Source organism: Streptomyces sp. M41 (assembly GCF_043673425.1).
Taxonomy (GTDB): Bacteria; Actinomycetota; Actinomycetes; order Streptomycetales; family Streptomycetaceae; genus Streptomyces.
Genome location: NZ_JBIMKE010000008.1, coordinates 196,266 through 217,587, shown reverse-complemented (window position 1 = coordinate 217,587; position 21,322 = coordinate 196,266). Strand labels below are relative to the sequence as shown.

The 21,322-nt window shown below is 70.9% G+C and carries 18 protein-coding genes; 10 read left to right on the top strand and 8 right to left on the bottom strand.

Translation table 11 applies throughout. The features are described from left to right. Positions 1-20 precede the first annotated feature (20 nt). On the bottom strand, positions 21-1,181 hold the full coding sequence (locus tag ACHBTE_RS14095) for an abortive phage infection protein (protein ID WP_394724104.1): 1,161 nt from the start codon (positions 1,179-1,181) through the stop codon (positions 21-23). Positions 1,182-1,269: 88 nt separating this feature from the next. Between ACHBTE_RS14095 and bla the strand changes: the two genes are divergently transcribed. Continuing rightward, positions 1,270-2,211 (top strand): class A beta-lactamase, encoded by a 942-nt coding sequence (bla, locus tag ACHBTE_RS14090; protein WP_394724102.1) that lies wholly within the window; start codon positions 1,270-1,272, stop codon positions 2,209-2,211. On the opposite strand, the gene ACHBTE_RS14085 is transcribed toward bla, so the two are convergent. The 5 genes from ACHBTE_RS14085 to ACHBTE_RS14065 all read right to left on the bottom strand — a co-directional run bounded on the left by ACHBTE_RS14085 (position 2,204) and on the right by ACHBTE_RS14065 (position 7,108). Then, positions 2,204-2,644 (bottom strand): protein phosphatase, encoded by a 441-nt coding sequence (locus ACHBTE_RS14085; protein WP_394724101.1) that lies wholly within the window; start codon positions 2,642-2,644, stop codon positions 2,204-2,206. The genes bla and ACHBTE_RS14085 overlap by 8 nt on opposite strands. 169 nt (positions 2,645-2,813) lie before the next feature. Further along, positions 2,814-3,191 (bottom strand): helix-turn-helix transcriptional regulator, encoded by a 378-nt coding sequence (locus tag ACHBTE_RS14080; protein ID WP_394724177.1) that lies wholly within the window; start codon positions 3,189-3,191, stop codon positions 2,814-2,816. Between the two features lie 179 nt (positions 3,192-3,370). Continuing rightward, positions 3,371-5,764 carry an ATP-binding cassette domain-containing protein gene (locus ACHBTE_RS14075; RefSeq protein WP_394724099.1) on the bottom strand — a complete coding sequence of 798 codons (2,394 nt, stop codon included), beginning with the start codon at positions 5,762-5,764 and terminating at the stop codon, positions 3,371-3,373. Positions 5,765-5,909: 145 nt separating this feature from the next. Next, positions 5,910-6,320 carry a VOC family protein gene (locus tag ACHBTE_RS14070; protein WP_394724098.1) on the bottom strand — a complete coding sequence of 137 codons (411 nt, stop codon included), beginning with the start codon at positions 6,318-6,320 and terminating at the stop codon, positions 5,910-5,912. Between the two features lie 53 nt (positions 6,321-6,373). After that, a complete protein-coding gene (locus ACHBTE_RS14065; protein WP_394724097.1) occupies positions 6,374-7,108 on the bottom strand; it encodes a FadR/GntR family transcriptional regulator in 735 nt (244 codons plus the stop codon). A 256-nt stretch (positions 7,109-7,364) separates the two neighbouring features. Between ACHBTE_RS14065 and ACHBTE_RS14060 the strand changes: the two genes are divergently transcribed. The 5 genes from ACHBTE_RS14060 to ACHBTE_RS14040 are packed head-to-tail and all read left to right on the top strand — an operon-like array spanning position 7,365 to position 13,899. Beyond that, positions 7,365-8,993, top strand: coding sequence for an ABC transporter substrate-binding protein (locus ACHBTE_RS14060; RefSeq protein ID WP_394724096.1), 1,629 nt, complete (start codon positions 7,365-7,367; stop codon positions 8,991-8,993). A 10-nt stretch (positions 8,994-9,003) separates the two neighbouring features. Beyond that, positions 9,004-9,963: an ABC transporter permease gene (locus ACHBTE_RS14055; RefSeq protein ID WP_394724095.1), complete on the top strand. Its 960-nt coding sequence runs from the start codon at positions 9,004-9,006 to the stop codon at positions 9,961-9,963. After that, positions 9,960-11,948: a dipeptide/oligopeptide/nickel ABC transporter permease/ATP-binding protein gene (locus ACHBTE_RS14050; protein WP_394724094.1), complete on the top strand. Its 1,989-nt coding sequence runs from the start codon at positions 9,960-9,962 to the stop codon at positions 11,946-11,948. Before ACHBTE_RS14055 ends, ACHBTE_RS14050 begins: the two co-directional genes overlap by 4 nt. Beyond that, positions 11,945-12,964 (top strand): oligopeptide/dipeptide ABC transporter ATP-binding protein, encoded by a 1,020-nt coding sequence (locus tag ACHBTE_RS14045; RefSeq protein ID WP_394724093.1) that lies wholly within the window; start codon positions 11,945-11,947, stop codon positions 12,962-12,964. Before ACHBTE_RS14050 ends, ACHBTE_RS14045 begins: the two co-directional genes overlap by 4 nt. Further along, positions 12,964-13,899 carry a dihydrodipicolinate synthase family protein gene (locus ACHBTE_RS14040; RefSeq protein ID WP_394724092.1) on the top strand — a complete coding sequence of 312 codons (936 nt, stop codon included), beginning with the start codon at positions 12,964-12,966 and terminating at the stop codon, positions 13,897-13,899. Before ACHBTE_RS14045 ends, ACHBTE_RS14040 begins: the two co-directional genes overlap by 1 nt. A 113-nt stretch (positions 13,900-14,012) precedes the next feature. On the opposite strand, the gene ACHBTE_RS14035 is transcribed toward ACHBTE_RS14040, so the two are convergent. Further along, on the bottom strand, positions 14,013-14,711 hold the full coding sequence (locus tag ACHBTE_RS14035) for a TerB family tellurite resistance protein (RefSeq protein WP_394724091.1): 699 nt from the start codon (positions 14,709-14,711) through the stop codon (positions 14,013-14,015). Positions 14,712-15,170: 459 nt separating this feature from the next. Continuing rightward, positions 15,171-16,892 (bottom strand): 2-isopropylmalate synthase, encoded by a 1,722-nt coding sequence (gene leuA, locus ACHBTE_RS14030; RefSeq protein ID WP_394724090.1) that lies wholly within the window; start codon positions 16,890-16,892, stop codon positions 15,171-15,173. Between the two features lie 321 nt (positions 16,893-17,213). Here leuA and ACHBTE_RS14025 point away from each other — a divergent pair, with 321 nt between their 5' ends. Genes ACHBTE_RS14025 through ACHBTE_RS14010 form a run of 4 tightly spaced genes read left to right on the top strand, consistent with a single transcriptional unit; the run spans position 17,214 to position 21,202 of the window. Then, the gene (locus ACHBTE_RS14025) at positions 17,214-18,284 is read left to right on the top strand and encodes a M4 family metallopeptidase (protein ID WP_394724089.1); all 1,071 of its coding nucleotides are present in this window, start codon (positions 17,214-17,216) and stop codon (positions 18,282-18,284) included. Between the two features lie 21 nt (positions 18,285-18,305). After that, entirely contained in the window at positions 18,306-18,572 is a 267-nt protein-coding gene (locus ACHBTE_RS14020; RefSeq protein ID WP_394724088.1) for a protealysin inhibitor emfourin, read from the top strand. Positions 18,573-18,629: 57 nt separating this feature from the next. Continuing rightward, a complete protein-coding gene (locus tag ACHBTE_RS14015) occupies positions 18,630-19,964 on the top strand; it encodes a GH1 family beta-glucosidase (RefSeq protein WP_394724087.1) in 1,335 nt (444 codons plus the stop codon). Then, complete coding sequence (locus tag ACHBTE_RS14010; RefSeq protein WP_394724086.1) at positions 19,961-21,202, top strand: MFS transporter; 1,242 nt, start codon at positions 19,961-19,963, stop codon at positions 21,200-21,202. The genes ACHBTE_RS14015 and ACHBTE_RS14010 overlap by 4 nt, the downstream gene beginning before the upstream one ends. The last annotated feature ends 120 nt before the right edge of the window (positions 21,203-21,322 follow it).

Below are 21,322 nucleotides of genomic sequence, written 5' to 3'. Positions count from 1 at the left end.
ACGCACCTCCTCAGCGCTCCTCAGCCATGGTCCCCCCGCGGGGCGGGCCGTGCCCGTCGGCCGTACTGGCGGGCCACCGCGTGGAAGGCTTCCTTCGGCTCCCAGTGCCAGTCGGAGGCCGGGTCGTCGGGGTGGTCCTTGATCGCCTTGGTGATGCTGTAACTCGCCAGGTCGAGGTCGTGGCGGGGACTGTCGGGGCGATGAGGGGCGTCGGCGGTGACGAACTCGAAGGCCATCGCCGCGTACAGGTCCATCGACTCGAAGACCTCCAGCAGATCGACCAGGTAGGCGGCCTGAGTGCGCTCGCTGCGCACCGGGTCGCCCTTGATCTCTTCCGGTTCCTTGTCGTGGTCCACGATGTTCCAGCCCATGCCGCCCGACTCCGGGGCGCCGAGGTACGTGCACGTGCCGAACTCGGTGATCGCCAGTGGCTTGCCCCAACGCAGGTAGCGGCGCAACTCTCTTACATAGTCGGCCGGTTGACGGAAGTACGAGTAGTAGTCGATCCCCACCACGTCGAAGAGGTTCCAGTCGACCGGTTCGAACTCCTCGTCCTGGGCTGCGGCGTAGCTGAGGCGGCCGTGGAAGACGGAGCGCCCCACGGCGGCGGCCTTCCTGGTGAAGCGGGCCAGGCGGCGCTGCATCTGCGCCATGTCGACATTGCCCTTCTGGAGGTTGCCGACGCGCTCCAAGACCGTCGCTCCGGGCACGATCCCCGGCACGAACAGCCAGAACTCGCAGCCCACACTGAAGTCGACGCTCGCGCCCTGCCGGCGCAGCCGCTCGGCGAACCGCCCGCACTCGGCGATGCTGTCCAGGATCTCCCGCTCGGGCACGTCCCCGAGGGTCGGCTGGAGCCAGACGTGCAGCCCGCGCTCGGCGGCCTCGGCGGCGGTGGCGGTGAGGCGGTCGACGCCGTCGCCGGTGACGTCGAGGGTGTCGGCGTGCAGTTCGTCGCGGATGACCCGGACGTCCTCGCGCATCCGGGCGGCACTCCAGGCGGTCCCCGGCGTCTCACCCGCCCCGACGGTGTAGACGACGCCCCGGTGCTGGAGCCCGCCGCGCCCCCGCTCTCCTCCGGTCGCCGAGGCCTGCCCCGCGGGCAGCATCGCCCCCGCCAGTCCGACGGCCGCCGATCCGGCCAGGAACTGTGCCCTGCTGATCCCCTTGGTCTTGTCCATACGGCCACTGTGCCGAGCGGGCGCCCGGAGCACCGTCGGCCGATGGTCTACGGCGTCGCAACCATGGAATGACACCTGACGTCGGTCAATGCAGAGATCGTCGACGACCCCACGAGCGAAGGAGAGCGAGATCTTGGTTCCCGCCCGTCCCCCGATCGCCCGACGCACCCTGCTCACGGCCGGCACCGCCGGCACCGCGGCCACCCTGCTGTCCGGCACCCCGGCCCACGCCCGTCCCGGCGGTGACGTCACCGCCCGCCTGCGCGCGCTGGAGCGACGGCACGGCGCCCGCCTGGGTGTCTTCGCGCACAACCTCGCCACGAAACGCACGGTCGGCCATCGCGCCGACGAACGGTTCCCGGTCTGCTCCCTGTTCAAGACCCTGGCCGCCGCGGCCGTACTGCGCGACCTGGACCGGGACGGCGAGGTGCTCGGCAAGCGGATCCACTACACGCGTGCCGACCTGGTGGACGGCTCCGACCAGACCAGGAAGCACCTGGCGACCGGCATGACCGTCGCCGAACTCGCCGACGTGGCCGTCCGGTTCAGCGACAACACGGCCGGCAACCTGCTGCTGCGCGAGCTCGGCGGACCCACCGCCGTCACCCGTTTCGCCCGCTCGCTGGGCGATCCGGTGACCCGCCTGGACCGCTGGGAGACGGACCTGAACTCGGCGGAGCCGTGGCGCGTCACGGACACCACGAGCCCGCGCGCGATCGGCCGGACATACGCCCGGCTGGTCCTCGGCGACGCCCTGAACCTCCCCGACCGCGAACTGCTCACCCATTGGCTGCTGAACAACACCACCAGCTTCAACCGCCTGCGCGCCGGGCTGCCCCAGACATGGACGATCGCCGACAAGACCGGTGGTGGTTCCTACGGCGCCAACAACAATGTGGGGATCGCCTGGACCGAGGACGGCACCCCGCTGGTCCTGGCGGTCCAGACGACGCGGCCCGAGCAGGACGCGGCCTGGGACCACGAACTGATCGTCGAGGCAGCCGAGTTGCTGGCGCGGACGCTCATCTGAAGCGCCGCACGTACCTGCGCTGCCACGGCGTCTCCACGGCGTGCCGGTCGTAGCCGCGCCGTACGAAGGCCACGGCCTGATCGGCCGGTACGCCGTCCAGCACGGCCAGACACGCGAGGGCCGTACCCGTACGGCCCTTGCCCCCGCCGCAGGCGAGCTCGACGCGCTCGTCCGCGGCCCGCTCCCATGCTTCGGCGAAGGCGGCGCGGGCGGTGGCGGGGTCGGCCGGGAGACGGAAGTCGGGCCAGCGCAGCCAGCGGGACTCCCAGGGCGTCTCGGGCGGCTGTTTGCCCAGGAGGTAGAGGGCGTAGGTGGGGGCCGGGGCCGCCGGGTCCAGAGGGTGGCGCAGGCCCCGGCCACGCACCAGGCGGCCGGACGGCAGCCTGAGCACCCCGGGGTCGCTCTCGTTCCACTGCTGCTTCTCGCTCTCCACGGGTCCCATTCGAACGGAGGCGGCCCCCGCGGGCAACCGAATCCGTTACATCCGTGGCCCGTGGGGCGGGGGAGGTCGATCCAGGCCGAACACGTGGCCCGGTTGCAGGAGTTGGTCAGGGCCACGGTGCCGGGCCGGGGGCGCCGCACAGGGGAGGCGCCCCGGCCCGTCACGACCGCTGTGCTGCGTCCGGCCGGTTGCGGAGCGGCCGGGTGACCTGCTTCTCCAGGCAGGACGGGATACCGCCGGTGCCGTCCAGCTCCCGCGCCTGACGCCGGTAGGCGCTCGGCGACATGCCGACAAGCTCGGTGAAGCGGGTGCTGAAGGTGCCCAGCGACGAACACCCGACCTCGAAGCACACCTCGGTCACGCCGAGATCGCCCCGGCGCAGCAGTGCCATCGCGCGCTCGATGCGCCGCGTCATGAGATAGCCGTACGGCGACTCGCCGTAGGCGGCCCGGAACTCGCGGCTGAGGTGCCCGGCCGACATGTGCACGCCACGGGCGAGCGCCTCGACATCCAGCGGCTGCGCGTACTCCCGGTCCATCCGGTCACGGACGCGGCGCAGCGCGGCCAGGGTCCGCAGGCGCTGCTCCTCGGGCGTCGAACGGCTGGAACTCACCCTCGCATCTTCCCGGGCGGCCTCCCCCCTCGTCCACTCCCGGGTGGCTCGGGAGCGGGACGAGAGGAAGGACCTCACCGGTGAGGAGGTGAAGCACATCGGGGTCAGCCGCCGACGTAGGCCGCGAGGTGCTCGCCGGTGAGGGTCGAGCGCTGGGCGACCAGGTCGGCCGGGGTGCCCTCGAAGACGATCCGGCCGCCGTCGTGGCCGGCGCCGGGGCCGAGGTCGATGATCCAGTCGGCGTGCGCCATGACCGCCTGGTGGTGCTCGATCACGATGACCGACTTGCCGGAGTCCACGAGCCGGTCCAGCAGACCGAGCAGCTGCTCGACGTCGGCGAGGTGCAGGCCGGTGGTGGGCTCGTCGAGGACGTAGACACCGCCCTTGTCCCCCATGTGCGTGGCCAGTTTCAGCCGCTGCCGCTCGCCGCCGGAGAGCGTGGTGAGCGGCTGGCCGAGGGTGAGGTAGCCGAGTCCGACGTCGGCCATCCGCTCGACGATCTTGTGCGCGGCCGGGATGCGTGCCTCGCCCTCGCGGAAGAACTCCTCGGCCTCGGTCACCGACATCGCGAGGACCTCGCTGATGTCCCGGCCGCCGAGGTGGTACTCCAGCACGGAGGGCTGGAACCGCTTGCCCTCGCAGTCCTCGCAGGGGGTGTCGATCCCGGCCATCATGCCGAGGTCGACATAGATGACACCGGCTCCGTTGCAGGTGGGGCAGGCGCCCTCGGAGTTGGCGCTGAACAGGGCCGGCTTGACCCCGTTGGCCTTGGCGAACGCCTTGCGGATCGGGTCGGCCAGCCCGGTGTACGTCGCCGGGTTGCTGCGGCGCGAGCCGCGGATCGGCGTCTGGTCGACCGAGATCACCCCTTCCGGCGCCGGGATCGAGCCGTGGATCAGCGAGCTCTTGCCGGAGCCGGCGACGCCGGTGACGACGCAGAGCACGCCGAGCGGGATGTCGACGTCGACGCCCTGGAGGTTGTTGGCCGTCGCGCCGCGGATCTCCAGCGCTCCGGTGGGCTCGCGGACCGTCTCCCGGAGCTTGGCGCGGTCGTCGAGGTGGCGGCCGGTGACGGTGTCGCTCGCCCGCAGCCCCTCGACGGTGCCCTCGAAGCAGACGGTGCCGCCGGCGGTGCCGGCGCCGGGGCCGAGGTCCACGACATGGTCGGCGACCGCGATGGTCTCCGGCTTGTGCTCCACCACGAGCACGGTGTTGCCCTTGTCCCGCAGCCGCAGCAGCAGGTCGTTCATGCGCTGGATGTCGTGCGGGTGCAGTCCGATGGTGGGCTCGTCGAAGACGTAGGTGACGTCGGTGAGGGAGGAGCCGAGGTGGCGGATCATCTTGACGCGCTGCGCCTCGCCGCCGGACAGGGTGCCCGCGGACCGGTCGAGCGAGAGATAGCCGAGGCCGATCTCGGTGAACGAGTCGAGGGTGTGCTGGAGCGCGGTGAGCAGCGGCGCGACGGAGGGCTCGTCGAGCCCGCGGACCCATTCGGCGAGGTCGCGGATCTCCATGGCACAGGCGTCGGCGATGGAGATCTTGCCGATCTTCGAGGCCCGGGCGCCCTCGCTGAGCCGGGTGCCGTCGCACTCGGGGCAGGTGGTGAAGGTGACCGCCCGCTCCACGAAGGCCCGGATGTGGGGCTGCATCGCTTCCTTGTCCTTGGACAGGAACGACTTCTGGATCTTGGGGATCAGGCCCTCGTAGGTGAGGTTGACGCCGTTGACCTTGACCTTGGTCGGCTCCCGGTAGAGGAAGTCGTGCATCTCCTTCTTGGTGAACCGGCGGATCGGCTTGTTCGGGTCGAGGAAGCCGGACTCGGCGTAGAGCCCGACCGTCCAGACGTTGTCCGACTTCCAGCCGGGGATGGTGAACGCGCCCTCGGCGATCGACTTGGAGTCGTCGTAGAGCTGGGTCAGGTCGATGTCGGAGACCTTGCCGCGGCCCTCGCAGCGGGTGCACATGCCGCCGGTGCGCTCGAACGTCGCCTTCTGCGCCTTGGTCTTGTCGCCGCGCTGCACGGTGATCGCGCCGCTCGCCTTCACCGACGCGGTGTTGAAGGAGTACGCGCTGGGCGGGCCGATGTGCGGCTCGCCGAGTCTGCTGAAGAGGATGCGCAGCATCGCGTTGGCGTCGGTGGCGGTGCCGACCGTGGAGCGGGGGTCGCCGCCCATGCGCTGCTGGTCGACGGTGATCGCGGTGGTCAGGCCGTCGAGTACGTCGACCTCGGGCCGGGCGAGGTTGGGCATGAACCCTTGCAGGAAGGCGCTGTAGGTCTCGTTGATCAGCCGCTGCGACTCGGCGGCGATGGTGTCGAACACCAGGGAGCTCTTGCCCGAGCCGGAGACACCGGTGAACACGGTCAGCCGGCGCTTGGGGATCTCGATGCTGACGTCCTTGAGGTTGTTCTCGCGTGCGCCGTGCACACGGATCAGCTCATGGCTGTCGGCGGCGTGCGGTGCGGGCGCCTGCGTGTCCGTCCTCGTGGCCCTGCTCATCTCGTGCTCTCCCTCTGCGGCTCTGGGTGGTTCGGGTCGGTTCCGGGGGGACTGCGGTGGGTCTGCGGGGGGGGCTGCCGTGGGTCTGCGGGGGGCTGCCGTGGGGGGCTGCTGGAGTTGCGGTGGCTCGGGCGGGGCCGATGCCTCAGCTCCGCTGCTGGATGCGGATGAGGTTGCCGGCGGGGTCGCGGAAGGCGCAGTCGCGGATGCCGTACGGCTGGTCGATAGGTTCCTGGACGACCTCGGCGCCGCTCGCCTGCACCTTCTCGAAGGTGTCGTCGACGTCCGGGGTGGCCAGCAGGATCCAGCCGTAGGTGCCCTTGGCCATCATCTCGGCGATGGTACGGCGCTCGTCGTCGGTGATCCCGGGGTCGGCGGCGGGCGGCGCCAGCAGGATGGAGGTGCTGGGCTGCCCGGCCGGGCCGACCGTGATCCAGCGCATCTTGCCCTGCCCGACGTCGGTACGGACCTCGAAGCCGAGGGCGTCGCGGTAGAAGGCCAGGGAGGCGTCCGGGTCGTCGTGCGGAAGGAAACTGGCGTGAATCGAGATGTCCATGCCCGTCACGCTAGCGGCGGGCGGAGGGCGGCGCTTCTCGATTCCTGATCGGGTCAGCCGACCCCCTGCGCGGCCCGCCCCGCCCGCTCCTCGATCCCCCGGAAATGCACGGCCATCGCCCGCTGCGCGCCCTCGGCGTCGCGGGCCCGCAGAGCGGTGAGGATGTCACGGTGCCATCGGGCCGTGAGGCCGGGCGACGGGTCGTCCGGCCGGCCGCGGGCGCCGGAGACCCGGTGGAACACCGTCCAGAAGGCGGCGAGCAGCTGCGGAACGAGGTCGTTGCCGAGGGACACATAGAGGAGTTCGTGGAACTCGCGGTCCAGTTCGGCGAACGCCCGCCCGGCCCGGCCCGCCGCCTCCATCCCCACCACCACCCCCTCCAGCCGGTCCAGCTCCGCCTCCGTGACCGTCGCCGCCACCCGCCGGATCAGCCCCTCCTCCAGCACCTCCCGCACCTGGAGGATCTCGGCGAGGGCACCGCAGTCGTCGTGGTCGGGCCGGGCGAGGGTGCGGAAGGTCAGCCCGGCGACGAGCGGGGTGAGGGACGCCTGGCCGACGTAGGTGCCGTAGCCGTGCCGGATCTCCACGATGTCCAGGGCCTGGAGCGCCTTGAGCGCCTCGCGGACGCTGTTGCGGCTGACGCCGAGGTCCTCCATGAGCTCGGCCTCGGTGGGCAGCAGGGCGCCGGCGCCGAGCCCGCGGTCGATGATCAGCTCCATGACCTGGCGCTGGATCCGGCTGGTCCTGGACTCCTCGGCCGTACGGCTGTTCCTGGTCTGCCCGGGCATGCGGCGCATCGTACGCCCACCGGAGGTCCCACATCCCATGTCCGCCGCATACCAGGCTGACGAGGGGTCAACTCACGCCATTTCACTGTGCCATTGGTCCGACCTGTGGCAGATGCGCCATTCGTGTGAGATCCCTTGACCGTCCCCTTCGTCCCACCTATGGTCGCGCTGACCGGGAGGACGTAGGACGTCGGATGTCCAGGAGCCCGGGGCACGCATCCATCGCCGGAGCACCCACCCATCCGCTGGAGGAACCGTGCGCGACGTGACCCACGACGTGCCGGCACTGCACCGCCGGTCGTTCCTGAAGCACACCGGCGCGCTGGGCGCGGCCGCCGCCGTCTCCGCGTCGCTGTCGGCCTGTTCGTCGGGCCCCGAGTCCACGAACGAGACCGGCGGGGGCGCCGGCCGCGACCGCACGCTGACGGCGGTCATCGGCTACGGCAACGACGGCAGCTGGGACCCCACCCAGACGGCGTCCGCCTTCTGCATGGCCGCCAACAACCACATCTACGAGGGGCTCCTGGACACCGACCCGATCTCCCGGGAGCCGTACGCCGCGCTCGCGACGCAGGTGCCGGCCGACCCGAACGCCACGTCCTGGAAGTTCACGCTGCGCGCGGGCGCCAGGTTCCACGACGGCGAGCCGGTCACGGCCGACGACGTGGTCTTCGTCTTCGACCGGATCCTCGACCCGAAGACCCAGACCCTCGCCAAGGGCTTCTTCGCGAGCTGGCTGAAGGACGTCCGCAAGATCGACGCGCAGAACGTCGAACTGGTCCTCAAGTTCCCCTTTCCGGACGGGCTTTCCCGGCTCACCCTGGCCAAGATCATGCCGAAGCACGTCTTCTCCCGGCCGGGCGCGTGGGAGGAGGCCATCAAGGGCAAGGCGATCGGCTCGGGCCCGTACCGGCAGACCGCGCACCACCCGAAGTCCAACACCACGTTCGAGGCGTATCCCGACTACAACGGCCCGCGCAAGGCCGCCTTCAAGAAGATGAACTGGCTGACCATCGTGGACGCGGCGCCGCGCGTGGCCAGGATCTCGGGCGCCGGAGCGGGTGCGCAGATCGCCGACAACATCCCGTACGCCAACATCGGGCAGTTGGAGAGCGGCGGGCTGACGGTGGCGGGCGGCGCCGGGATGAACAACCTCTTCCTGATGTTCAACACCGAGCGCAAGCCCTTCGACGACGTACGCGTCCGCCAGGCGCTGCACTACGCCATCGACACCGGGAAGATGATCGAGGTCGCCCTCAAGGGGCACGGGAAGCCGGCGTCCTCGTTCCTCAACGAGGCCAACCCCAGCCACCGGCGCGCGAAGACGGTCTACGACCACGACCCCGACAAGGCGAAGGCGCTGCTGAAGGAGGCCGGGGTCAGCGGACTGAGGATCGAGATCCTGGCTGTCAACGTGAGCTGGATCGTCGACTGTCTGCCGACCGTCAAGGCGTCCTGGGACGCGATCGGCGTCAAGACCACCCTCGCCCCTCAGGAGACCACGGCCGTCTTCACCAAGATGGACCAGAAACAGGACTACCAAGTGGTCGCCGCCGCCTCCAACCCCAACCAGTTCGGCCTCGACGCCGACCTGATCATGCGCTACAACTACGGCCCCGAGAACCTGTGGATGCAGTACACGCGATGGGCCGACGCCTCCGTGGCCAAGGCGCTCTTCCGGGACATGGACCGGGCCACCCGGGAGCCGGATCCCGCGAAGAAGAAGACGATGATCCAGGACTACATCGACGTCGTCGCCGAGCAGGCCGTGCTCTACCCGGTCGTGCACAACGAGCTGATGACGGCCTGGAACGCCGAGCAGCTCACCGGGATAAGGGCACAGCCCTACCCCGGCATCAACCTCCTCCAGGCCAAGTGGGCCTAGGAGCCCTTGAGTGATCACCGTCGTGAGGATCCTGGCCCGCCGCGTCGCGCTGCTCGTGCCGCTGATGCTGGGCATCGTGCTGTTCGTGTTCCTGGTCATGCGCTTCTCGGACGTCGACCCGGCGTCCGCGTTCTTCCAGGGCGCGAACCCCACCGCCCAGCAGCTGCACGACTTCCGCGAGGAGAACGGCCTGCTGGACCCCCTCCCCGTCCGCTACGTCGCCTTCATCGGCGACCTGCTCCACGGCGACATGGGCATCAGCGCCCTGACCCGGGCGCCGGTCGTCGACCAGGTCATGACCGCGCTGCCGCTGACCCTCCAGCTCACCTTCCTCGGCCTCGGCATCGCGGTCGTCCTGTCCCTGGTCGGCGGCGTGACGGCCGCCATCTACCGCGACCGGCTGCCCGACCAGATCATCCGGGTCGTCTCCCTCACCGGTGTGGCCGCCCCCGGCTTCTGGCTGGCGCTGCTGATGATCCAGTACCTGGCCGTGGACCTCGGCTGGTTCCCGACCGGCGGCTACATCAACCCGGCGGACTCCTTCACGGGCTGGCTCGAGACCATGACCCTCCCGGCGCTCGCCCTCTCGCTGCCGGTGGCGGCGCAGCTGACGCGGATCGTGCGGACGTCGGTGGTGGAGGAGCTGGACAAGGACTACGTCCGCACGGCGATCGGCAGCGGGCTGCCGCCGCGGGTGGTCGTGGGCCGGAACGTGCTCCGCAACGCGCTCATCAACCCGCTGACCGTCCTCGGTCTGCGCGTCGGCTATCTACTCGGGGGCGCGGTGGTCATCGAGACCATCTTCTCCCTCCCCGGCATGGGGAAGCTGATGATCGACGCGGTGAAGAACGGTGACCCGGCGGTCGTCCAGGGCGTCGTCCTGACCACGGCGACCGGTTTCGTGGTCGTCAACCTCGTCATCGACATCCTGTATCTGCTGGTCAACCCCCGCCTGCGGGAGGCGACATGACGTTCGACCGGGGGCGTCTGGCCGAGGCGCTGTCCCGGCCCGGCATCCGGCTGCGCGGCGGGCGCAGGCTGCCGCCGCTGTCGAAGGTCGCCGTCTGCTTCCTGGCGGTCGTGGTCCTGACGGCGCTGCTCGCCCCGGTGCTCGCCCCGCACGACCCGCTCGACCAGCAGCCGCCGGTCGACGGCACCGGGCATCCGTCCACCGAGCACTGGATGGGCCAGGACAGCCTCGGCCGGGACATCCTCAGCCGGCTGATGTACGGCGCCCGCTGGTCCCTCGCGATCGGGCTCGGCGCGACCGGGCTTGCGCTCGTCGTGGGTGCCCTGATCGGCGCGATCGCGGCGACCTCCCGCAAGGCGGTCGACGAGACGCTGATGCGCTGCCTGGACGTGGTGATGGCGTTCCCGGGCATCGCGCTGGCCGCCGTGCTCGTCGCGGTCTTCGGCGGCGGGATCACCGTCCTGATCTGCGCGATCGCGTTCCTGTTCACGCCGCCGGTGGCCCGGGTGGTCCGGGCGAACGTCCTCGACCAGTACGGCGAGGACTATGTGACGGCGGAACGCGTCATCGGCGCCCGCACCCCGCACATCGTCATCAAGCACGTGGCGATCAACTGCGCCGCCCCGGTGCTGGTGTTCTGCACGGTCCAGGTCGCGGAGGCGATCGTCTTCGAGGCGTCGCTGTCCTTCATCGGCGCCGGCGTCCGCCCTCCCGACCCCTCCTGGGGCAGCGTCATCGCCGACGGCAAGAACATGGTGCTGACCGGCGGCTGGTGGGCGACCGTCTTCCCGGGCCTGCTGATGCTGGTGACGGTGCTGTCCCTGAACATCCTCTCCGAGGGTGTCTCGGACGCGTGGGCTGCGCCCTCGGCCCGCGAGGTCGACGTACGCACCCACGACGACCGCCTGGAGGCGCCGGAGCCGGGCAGCGGTGAGGTGCTGCGGCTGCCGGGGCTGACCCAGGCGGCGGCGCGGCTGCGGGCACGGGCGCGGCCGTTGCCCCAGGGGCAGCTGCCGGTGCTCGCGGTGGAGCATCTGGCGATCGGGTTCGAGGGTCGGCACGGCGGCGTGGACATCGTCGACGGCATCAGCTTCGAGGTGCAGCCGGGTGAGGTGCTGGGGCTGGTCGGCGAGTCGGGCTGCGGGAAGTCGCTGACCGCCCTCGCGGTGATGGGCCTGGAGCCGAAGGGCGCCCGGGTGCGCGGGCATGTCCGGTTCAACCAGCGGCAGTTGGTGGGCGAGCCGATGCGGGTGCGCCGCAAGCTGCTGGGCCACGAGATGGCGATGATCTACCAGGACGCCCTGTCCTCCCTGAACCCGGCGATGACGATCCGCGCCCAGCTGGGGCAGGTCGTACGCCGCGGAGGCCGCCGTACCCCGCACGAACTGCTGACGATGGTCGGCCTCGACCCGGAACGCACCCTGCGCAGCTACCCGCACGAGCTCTCCGGCGGCCAGCGTCAGCGCGTGCTGATCGCCATGGCCCTGTCCCGGGACCCCAAACTGATCGTCGCCGACGAGCCGACGACCGCGCTGGACGTCACCGTGCAGGCGCAGATCATGGAGTTGCTGCTGAGGCTGCGGGCGGAGCTGGGCTTCGCCCTGATCCTGGTCTCGCACGACCTCGCGCTGATCGCGGACGTCACCGACCGGGTGGTGGTGATGTACGGCGGGCAGATCGTGGAGACCGGCGTGACCGCCGACCTGGTGGAGGCACCGGCCCATCACTACACGCGCGGCCTGCTGGGCAGTGTGCTGTCGCTGGAGTCGGCGCAGGAGCGGATGACGCAGATCAAGGGCGTGGTCCCGTCCCCCGCGGACTTCCCGGCGGGCTGCCGTTTCGCGGACCGCTGCCCGCTGGCGAGCGAGGTGTGCCGGACGACACCGCCCGACCTGGTGGGAACACCGGCTCATGCGGCGGCCTGCCATCACCCGGCGATCGCGCCGGCGCAGACGGACCCTTCCGAGAGCGGGGTCGTGCAGTGAACGCGCTGGTGGAGGTCTCGGACGCGCACGTCGTGCACAAGGCGCGCAGCGGTGGGCTGTTCACCCGGGACAGGGTGTACGCCCTGACCGGCGCCGATCTCGTCATCGCTCCCGGCGAGACGGTGGGCGTGGTCGGTGAGTCCGGGTGCGGCAAGTCGACGCTGGCGAAGGTGCTGGTCGGGGTCGAGCGGCCGACGTCCGGGACGGTGACTCTGCGGGGGCGGGACCTGTGGACCATGAGCCCGGCCGAGCGCAGGACCGCGGTGGGGGCCGGTACCGGGATGATCTTCCAGGATCCGTCGACGGCCCTGAACCGGCGGCTGACGGTCCGACAGATCCTGCGGGACCCGCTGGATGTGCACGAGCGCGGGACCAGACGTGAACGCGAGGACCGGGTCCGGGAGTTGATGTCCCTCGTAGGGCTCCCCCGCGCGCTCGCCGACGCCCTGCCCGGCCGGCTCTCCGGTGGCCAGCGCCAACGCGTCGCCATCGCCCGGGCGTTGGCCCTCGACCCCGGCCTGGTGGTGGCCGACGAGCCGACCAGCGCGCTGGACGTGTCGGTGCGCGCCCAGATCCTGAACCTCCTCCTCGATCTGAAGGAGCGGCTGGGCCTCGCCCTGGTCTTCGTCTCGCACGACATCCAGACGGTGCGCCGGATGAGCGACCGTGTGATCACGATGTACCTGGGCCGGATCGTCGAGGAGGCCCCGGCCGGCGGCGTCAGCGACGGCTCCCGGCACCCGTACACCCGCGCCCTGTTCTCCGCGACCCCCGGGCTGCTGGACCCCATCGACCCGATCCCGCTGACCGGTCCGGTCCCCTCGGCGACCCGGCCGCCCAGCGGCTGTCCCTTCCGGACCCGCTGCTGGAAGGCGGACGCGGTGTGCGCGCAGGCGATGCCGGACTTCTCGGCCGCGTCGGAGCCCGGGCATCGTTACAGGTGTCACCATCCGGTGCGGGAGGACGAGGCCACCCGGGACCTCGTACGCCGCAGCCGGCCGTCGAAGGAGCCTTGATGACGTTTCCCGCCCCGCTCACCGGTGTCGTCCCGCCCGTCTGCACGCCCCTGACACCCGACCGCGAGGTGGACGTCCCCGCACTGCTCAGGCTGGTCGACCATCTGGTGGACGGCGGGGTGCACGGTCTGTTCGTGCTGGGCTCGACGTCGGAGGCGGCCTTTCTGACGGACCGGCAGCGCCGGGTGGTGGTGGAGGCGGTGGCGGGGCACGTGGGCGGGCGGCTCCCCGTCCTCGCGGGCGTGATCGACATGACGACGCCCAGGGTCCTGGACCGGGTGCGGGAGGTCACGGCGGCGGGCGCGGACGCGGTGGTGGCGACGGCGCCCTTCTACGCCCGGACCCACCCCGCCGAGATCGCCCGCCACTACCGACTGATCGCGGCGGCCTCCCCGGTCCCGGTCATCGCCTACGACATCCCGGCCGCCGTGCACAGCAAGCTGCCGGCCGACGTGGTCCTGGACCTCGCCGCCGAGGGCGCGCTGGCGGGCCTGAAGGACTCCAGCGGCGACCTGGCGGGCTTCCGCGAGGTCGTGGTCGGCGCCCGCACCCGTCCCGACGTCCACGGCTTCAGCGTGCTGACCGGCTCGGAGCTCTTCGTCGACGCCGCCCTCGAGATCGGGGCGGACGGGGCGGTGCCGGGTCTGGCCAACGTCGATCCGCACGGCTACGTCCGCCTCGACCGCCTGCACCGCGCCGGCGACCGTGCCGCCGCCCGTGCCGAACAGGAACGCCTGTGCGCCCTGTTCGGCATGGTGAGGGTCGGCGACCCAGGCCGGATGGGCGGGAGTTCGTCGGCCCTGGGCGCGTTCAAGGCGGCGCTGCGGCTGAGGGGCGTCATCGACTGCGCGGCCACGGCGGAGCCCCAGGTGCCGCTGTCGCCGCGGGAGGTGGAGCGCGTGGGGAAGTTTCTGGCGGAGGCGGGGTTGCTGTAGGCCGGTTCCTGCCGGTTTCTTCGTTCGCGCCACCCCTACCCGTCCCATCCTTCTGGGGCTCCGCCCCAGACCCCGCTCCTCGGACGCCGGAGGGGCTGAATTTCCTGACGCCGCTACGACGGCGTCCGGGCGGCGGCGGCCAGCAGCCGGGTCACGTCCTCGGTCGCGATGGTGAGCGCGGCGCCGACCGTCGCCAGCACATCCCGCTCGGCGGGTGTGTACGGGCCGTCGGCCAGGGCGATCCGGGCGCCCTGGAGCAGGATGGACTCCCGGCCGGCCGGTGCGAGGTGGGGGGCGAGCGGGTCTAGGGCCTCATGGAGCTCTATGGCCAGCCCGGCCCCGCAGGGCTCGGAGAAGACCCGCCCGGTGTCCGCGGCCAGGGCCTCGACCAGGGCGTTGAGCTGGTCCTCCGTGCAGTCCTCGAAGCCGGCGGCCCGCACGGTGGCCGCCGCGGACTCCAGGGACGGCCGGGCACAGGTCCCGCCCGCGGCGAGCACCGCGAGCGCGACCGTGTGGACGGCGTCGCGGAGCATCGCGGAGAACCGGGTGGTCGTCGGATGGTCGAGGACATCGGTGCCGAAGTGACGCCGGCAGGCCGCGCACTCCACCACCGGGGCGGTCTCGCCGCGCGGCAGGAGGGGCACGCCGAGGAGGGTGAAGCGGCGGTGCCCGCTCAGCCGCTGGTAGTTGCGGTCGCCCCCGCATCCGGGGCAGAAGAACTCGCCGTCGCCGATGGGCGACCACGCGGTGCGCGTGCCCAGGATGCGCACAGCCCTGGCGGCACGGCCGTCTCGTCCCCGTCCTGGCAGCACGTCGCACCTCCATAACCACGCGGCCACATCGTCGCGCTTGCGTGATGTTAGCCACATCCAGGAGGTCCAGTCATTACCCCGGACGAGACCTTTCCGTGACCTGCACAGGCCAATGGCCGAAAACGGCCGGCCCCCGCCCACCGAGAACGGCGGACGGGGCCTCATGAACACCGGTTGCGACAGCACCGGCAGGGGCGCGGGGAACTGCGCGACCAGCCACGACGGCCCCGCGCTCCCCCACTCACCGACGGACCCACGGCGAACGGAAACACCCCATCCCGCGGAGCGAACCGTCAACGAGCCGTTCAACGAGGCACACGCCGTGCCACGTCGATACCGGGTGCGACAACGCCCCCGAGGGGCGCGGGGAACTGCGCGACCAGCCACGACGGCCCCGCACTCACCCACTCACCGACGGACCCACGGCGAACAGAGCCGATCCACCCGCGGAGCGAACCGTCAACGAGCAGACCGGTTGACCGCGGACACGACCGCCTTCAGCGAGGCACGCGTCGTGTTCGCGTCGATGCCGATGCCCCACAGCACCTTGCCGTCGATCGCGCACTCGATGTACGAGGCGGCCTGCGCGGAGGCGCCCTCGCTCATCGTGTGCTCCTGGTAGTCCAGCAGCCGGGCGTCGATGCCGATCTTCGTCAGCGCGTCGAAGAAGGCCGAGATCGGACCGTTGCCGGTGCCCTCCAGGACGGTGTCGACGCCGTCGACGGTGGCCTCCACCTTCAGGGTGTCCACGCCGTCGGTGTCGGTGGTCGACTGACCGTTCTTCACCTGGACCCGCCCCCAGGGGTTCTCCGGGTTCGGCAGGTACTCGTCCTGGAACGTCGCCCAGATGTCGCCGCCGGTGACCTCGCCGCCCTCGGCGTCCGTCTTGGCCTGGATGAGCTTGGAGAACTCGATCTGCATCCGGCGCGGCAGGTCCAGCTTGTGGTCGTTCTTCAGGACGTACGCGATACCGCCCTTGCCGGACTGCGAGTTGACCCGGATGACCGCCTCGTAGGAGCGGCCGACGTCCTTCGGGTCGATCGGCAGGTACGGCACGGCCCACTCGATGTCGTCGACCGTGACCCCCTTCGCCGCGGCGTCGGCCTCCATCGCGTCGAAGCCCTTCTTGATGGCGTCCTGGTGGGAGCCGGAGAAGGACGTGTAGACCAGGTCGCCCACGTACGGGTGGCGCGGGTGGACCTCCATCTGGTTGCAGTACTCCCACGTACGACGGATCTCGTCGATGTCGGAGAAGTCGATCTGCGGGTCGACGCCCTGGGAGAAGAGGTTCATGCCCAGCGTGACCAGGTCGACGTTGCCGGTGCGCTCGCCCTGCCCGAACAGACAGCCTTCGACCCGGTCGGCACCCGCCATCAGCGCCAGCTCGGCCGCCGCGACGGCCGTACCGCGGTCGTTGTGCGGGTGGACGGAGACGCAGACGTACTCACGGCGGGAGAGGTTGCGGCTCATCCACTCGAAGCGGTCCGCGTGCGTCGACGGCGTCGAACGCTCCACCGTGGCGGGCAGGTTGAGGATGATCTCGCGGCCCGGACCCGGCTGGTAGACGTCCATCACCGCCTCGCAGACCTCCAGCGCGAAGTCCAGCTCGGTGTCGGTGAAGATCTCGGGGCTGTACTGGTAGCCGAACTCGGTCTCGGGCCCCAGCAGCTTCTCGGCGTACTCCATGACCAGCCGTGTGCCGTCGACGGCGATCTGCTTGATGTCGTCCTTGGAGCCGCGGAACACCACCCGGCGGAAGACCGGCGCGGTGGCGTTGTACAGGTGGACGGTGGCCCGCTTGGCGCCCTTCAGGGACTCCACGGTCCGCTCGATCAGGTCCTCGCGGGCCTGGGTCAGTACGGAGATGGTGACGTCGTCGGGGATGGCCCCGGGCTCTTCGATGATCGACCGTACGAAGTCGAAGTCCGTCTGTCCCGACGCCGGGAAGCCGACCTCGATCTCCTTGTAGCCCATCTTGACCAGCTGGTCGAACATCCGCCGCTTGCGCTCGGGCGACATCGGGTCGATCAGGGCCTGGTTGCCGTCACGCAGGTCGGTGGAGAGCCAGCGGGGAGCGACGGTGATCCGGTTGTCCGGCCAGGTGCGGTCCGGGATGTCGACCTGCTCGTAGCGGCCGTACTTGTGGATCGGCATGGGGCTGGGCTGCTGGCGGTTCGCCATGATGCTTCGGGCTCCTCAGGGTGTCCGGAAAGGACGGCCGACGACGCAACGCCAAGCTCCGCGGGGAGGGAGTCGACCTGGACTACAGGCCCTCGCCGCGGCAGCTAAGAAGAAGCAGCCCGAAACGCATGATGCGAAGCATGCTAGCCGAGCCGCTCCCCGTGCGGGGCGTCGTATCAGTATGCGGGACCCGAAGGACGAATAGGACAAAAAGTGCGCCATACCACTTCGTCACGGAGCGTGCGGCTCACTGTCGGCATATTTCACCAATCATGGTTGCGACTAGTGACACACCCATGACTCAGTGCAATGGTGCCGGACATGACGACCAACGGGGGCTTCGAGCCCGTCTTCTGCACCGTCGTACCGCCGCACGTCCTGGACAAACTGGCCCGCAACGACGACCCCGCACTCTCCGGCCCGGCCCGCCGGACCCTGATGCGCGACAGCGAGCTGCGCGGCAAACGCCGGGTGACCACGGAGTTCGCCCTCGCCCAGGCGCCGCAGGCGAAGGCACCGTCGGACCAGCCGCTGCGCACCATCCACGACGCCGAGCACGGCACCGCCCTGCCCGGCACCAAGGTCCGCGGCGAGGGCGACGAGCCCGGCCAGGACGCCACGGTCAACCGCGCCTACGCCGGCCTCGGCGCCACCTTCGACCTCTTCCTCAAGGCGTACGCCCGCCACTCGATCGACGGCGACGGCCTGCCCCTGGACGCCACCGTCCACTACGACGAGAACTACAACAACGCCTTCTGGAACGGCGAGCAGATGGTGTTCGGCGACGGTGACGGCGAGATCTTCCTCGACTTCACCATCCCGATCGACGTGATCGGCCACGAGCTCGCCCACGGCGTCACCCAGTACACGGCCAACCTCACCTACTACGGCCAGCCGGGCGCCCTGAACGAGTCCATGTCCGACGTCTTCGGCGCGCTGATCAAGCAGTACACGCTCGGCCAGACCGCCACCGAGGCCGACTGGCTCATCGGCGCCGGTCTCCTCGCCCCCGGCGTCTCCGGCAAGGCCCTGCGCTCCATGAAGGAGCCGGGTACCGCGTACGACGACGACGTCCTCGGCAAGGACCCGCAGCCCGCGACCATGGACGACTATGTCCGCACCGGCCGCGACAACGGCGGTGTCCACATCAACTCCGGCATCCCCAACCACGCCTTCTATCTGGCCGCCACCGCCCTCGGCGGCCACGCCTGGGAGAAGGCGGGACAGGTCTGGTACGACGTCCTGACCGGCGGCGAGCTGTCCGACCGCGCCATGTTCACCGACTTCGCCGCCCTGACGGTGAAGGCCGCACGCGAGCGCTTCGGCGACGGCGGTGACGAGTTCCAGGCGGTGTCCAAGGCTTGGGAGCAGGTCGGGGTGCGGATCTCGTAAGTCCGTACTAGACAAGGACCCATGCGTATTCAGGTACGGCGCACGGGCGGATTCGCGGGCATCGAGCGGCACGCGGAGGTGGACACCTCGGGGCGCCCCGACGCGGCGGAGTGGCACGCCCTGGCCGAGAGCGCGGTCGCGTCCGGCCGGGGCACGCCCCCCGTCGGGGTTCCGGACGGCTTCAGCTACCAGATCACCGTGGACGGCAGGACGGTGTACTGCTCCGATCCCCGGCTCACCGACGAGCAGCGCAAGCTCATCTCCCGGGTGCTGAAGGAAGGGGCGTAACACAGCGGTAACGGGCAGTTGACGCCTGGGCGTTGACTTCCGTTACCGCCGGTACGGATGATCCGGCGCATGGCGATCGATGAGCGCGGTGCGACCAATCCGATACCCCGGTTCCCGGCGGACTTCCTGTGGGGCGTCTCGACCTCGGCCCACCAGATCGAGGGAGCCGCACACGAGCGCGAGACGTCCGTGTGGGACGCCTTCACGGCCGAGCCGGGGAACGTGAAGGACGGCTCCACGGCCGAGGTGGCCTGCGACCACTACCACCGCTACCCCGAGGACGTGGCCCTGCTGGCCGACCTGGGCGTGGACGCGTACCGCTTCTCGATCTCCTGGCCGCGGGTGAACTCCCCCGGCGGCCTCGACTTCTACGACCGTCTGGTCGACGAGCTGTGCGCGGCGGGCGTGCGCCCGGTCCCGACCCTCTTCCACTGGGACCTGCCCGTCGCGCTGGACTGGCTGGAGCGGGACACGGCCACCCGTTTCGCCGAGTACGTGTCCGTGGTCGCCGAGCGCCTGGGCGACCGCGTCAGGAAGTGGATCACCCTCAACGAACCCGCCGAACACACCCTTCTGGGCCACGCCCTCGGCACCCACGCCCCGGGCCGCCGGCTGCTCTTCGACGCCCTCCCGGTCGCCCACCACCAGCTGCTGGCCCACGGTCTGGCCGTACGGGCCCTGCGCGCGGCCGGCGCCACGGACATCGGGATCGCCAACTCGCACGGCCCGGCCTGGCCGGCGTCACAGGAACAGGCCGATGTGGAGGCGGCGGACTTCTACGACGTACTCCTCAACCGGCTCTTCGCCGACCCGGTGCTGCTGGGCCGGTACCCCGAGGGCATCGGCGAGTTGATGCCGGGCGATGCCGCGGCGGACCTGGAGATCATCGCGGAGCCGCTCGACTTCTACGGCATCAACTACTACGCGCCGACCCGCGTGGGCGCCCCGCAGGGCACCGAGATCGAGTTCGGCGGGGTGCGCATGCCCGCCGAACTACCCTTCTCGATACGGGAGATCGAGGGCGTACCGACGACCGACTTCGGCTGGCCGGTGGTACCCGAGGCCCTCACGGAACTGCTCACCGGCTTCCACAAGCGCTACGGCGACCGGCTCCCGCCCATCGTCATCACCGAGAACGGCTGCTCCTACGAGGGCATCGACGACCAGGAGCGGATCGCCTACCTGGACGGCCACATCCGCGCGCTGCACCTGGCGGCGGAGGCGGGCGTGGACGTACGCGGGTACTTCGTCTGGTCGCTGCTGGACAACTTCGAATGGGCCGAGGGCTACGCGCGCCGGTTCGGGCTGGTCCATGTGGACTACGAGACCCTCGCCCGGACCCCGAAGGCGTCGTACGGCTGGCTGCGGGACGTGCTCAGGGCCCAGGGATGACAGCCGACGCCCTGGCCGAACCCACCGAGCGGGTCGGCCGGGGCTGGACGGCGGCCCTGGGCCTTGCCAACGTGGCGATCTGGGTGGGCTGGTACGGCCCGCTGCAGATCCTGCTGGCCCGGCAGGCGGAGGACTTCGCCCCGGGCACGGGGATGTCGAAGGAGACGCTGCTGGCCTGGGTGACCGGCGTCGGCGCGGTGGTGTCCCTGGCGGCGAACCCGTTCTTCGGCGCCCTGTCGGACCGGACGACGGCGCGCCGGGGCCGCCGTACGCCGTACATCGTGGCCGGGGCCGCGGGCGGCGCGCTGTCACTGCTGCTGCTCGCGGGCACGGACGGGCTGTGGCTGATGATGCTCGGCTGGTGCCTGGTCCAGCTGACCCTCAACGCCGCCTTCGCGGCGGTCACGGCCGCCGTGCCGGACCGGGTGCCCCGGCTCCAGCGGGGCACGGTGGGCGGCTGGCTGGGCGCGGCGCAGATCCTCGGGGCGGTCGCCGGCACGGGGCTGGCGACGGCGGGGGGCGGGATCGCGGCGGGGTACGCGGCGTGCGCGGTGTTCACGCTGGCGGGGGTGCTGCCGTACGTACTGCGGCACCGCGATCTCCGGCTTGCGGCCACGGACCGGCCGGCGTGGTCCTGGCGCTCGTTCGCGCGCGGCTTCTGGCTGAGCCCGCGCCGCCATCCCGACTTCGGCTGGGCCTGGCTGACCCGCTTCCTGATCAACCTCAGCAACGCGCTGGTGATCCTCTACCTGCTCTACTACCTCCGGGACGGCCTCCGCCACGAGGATCCCGAGCAGGGGGTGCTGATCCTGACCGCGGTGAACGCGGTGTCCCTGCTGGCCACGGTCGTGGTGGGCGGCGCCTGGTCGGACCGGGTGGGCCGCCGCAAGCCGTTCGTGCACTGGTCCGGGGTGCTGATGGCGGCGGCCACCGCCCTGCTCGCGCTCTGGCAGACCTGGCCGGGCGCGATCGTCGTGGCGGCGCTGCTGGGCGTCGCCCTCGGCGTCTTCATGTCGGTCGACTTCGCCCTGATGACCGACGTCCTGCCCGCGGCCTCGGACCGCGGCAAGGACCTCGGCGTCATCAACGTCGCCAACGCCCTCCCCCAGGTGGCGGCCCCGGCCCTCGCCGCACCGATCGTGACCCACCTGGGCGGCTACCGGACGCTGTACGCGGTGGCGGCGGCGACCGGGCTGGCGGGGGCGGTGCTGGTGGGTCGGATCAAGAGCGTGGACTGACCGGCAGGGCGATGTGGGGTTCCGTGGCGGCCCTGCTGACCCTGGTGGCCCTGGTGACCCATCGGTAGTTGAGGCCGGAAATCACCCTTGCCGACCCTCGCCCCACGCGCATCAATGGGA

What these genes read in the sequence shown, in the direction of transcription:
- ACHBTE_RS14095 (WP_394724104.1), bottom strand. Translation starts at nt 1,181, where the DNA reads ATGGACAAGACCAAGGGGATCAGCAGGGCACAGTTCCTGGCCGGATCG.
- ACHBTE_RS14020 (WP_394724088.1), top strand. Translation starts at nt 18,306, where the DNA reads ATGCGTATTCAGGTACGGCGCACGGGCGGATTCGCGGGCATCGAGCGG.
- ACHBTE_RS14010 (WP_394724086.1), top strand. Translation starts at nt 19,961, where the DNA reads ATGACAGCCGACGCCCTGGCCGAACCCACCGAGCGGGTCGGCCGGGGC.
- leuA (WP_394724090.1), bottom strand. Translation starts at nt 16,892, where the DNA reads ATGGCGAACCGCCAGCAGCCCAGCCCCATGCCGATCCACAAGTACGGC.
- ACHBTE_RS14065 (WP_394724097.1), bottom strand. Translation starts at nt 7,108, where the DNA reads ATGCCCGGGCAGACCAGGAACAGCCGTACGGCCGAGGAGTCCAGGACC.
- ACHBTE_RS14050 (WP_394724094.1), top strand. Translation starts at nt 9,960, where the DNA reads ATGACGTTCGACCGGGGGCGTCTGGCCGAGGCGCTGTCCCGGCCCGGC.
- ACHBTE_RS14075 (WP_394724099.1), bottom strand. Translation starts at nt 5,764, where the DNA reads ATGAGCAGGGCCACGAGGACGGACACGCAGGCGCCCGCACCGCACGCC.
- bla (WP_394724102.1), top strand. Translation starts at nt 1,270, where the DNA reads ATGCAGAGATCGTCGACGACCCCACGAGCGAAGGAGAGCGAGATCTTG.
- ACHBTE_RS14025 (WP_394724089.1), top strand. Translation starts at nt 17,214, where the DNA reads ATGACGACCAACGGGGGCTTCGAGCCCGTCTTCTGCACCGTCGTACCG.
- ACHBTE_RS14040 (WP_394724092.1), top strand. Translation starts at nt 12,964, where the DNA reads ATGACGTTTCCCGCCCCGCTCACCGGTGTCGTCCCGCCCGTCTGCACG.
- ACHBTE_RS14015 (WP_394724087.1), top strand. Translation starts at nt 18,630, where the DNA reads ATGATCCGGCGCATGGCGATCGATGAGCGCGGTGCGACCAATCCGATA.
- ACHBTE_RS14080 (WP_394724177.1), bottom strand. Translation starts at nt 3,191, where the DNA reads ATGGACCGGGAGTACGCGCAGCCGCTGGATGTCGAGGCGCTCGCCCGT.
- ACHBTE_RS14070 (WP_394724098.1), bottom strand. Translation starts at nt 6,320, where the DNA reads ATGGACATCTCGATTCACGCCAGTTTCCTTCCGCACGACGACCCGGAC.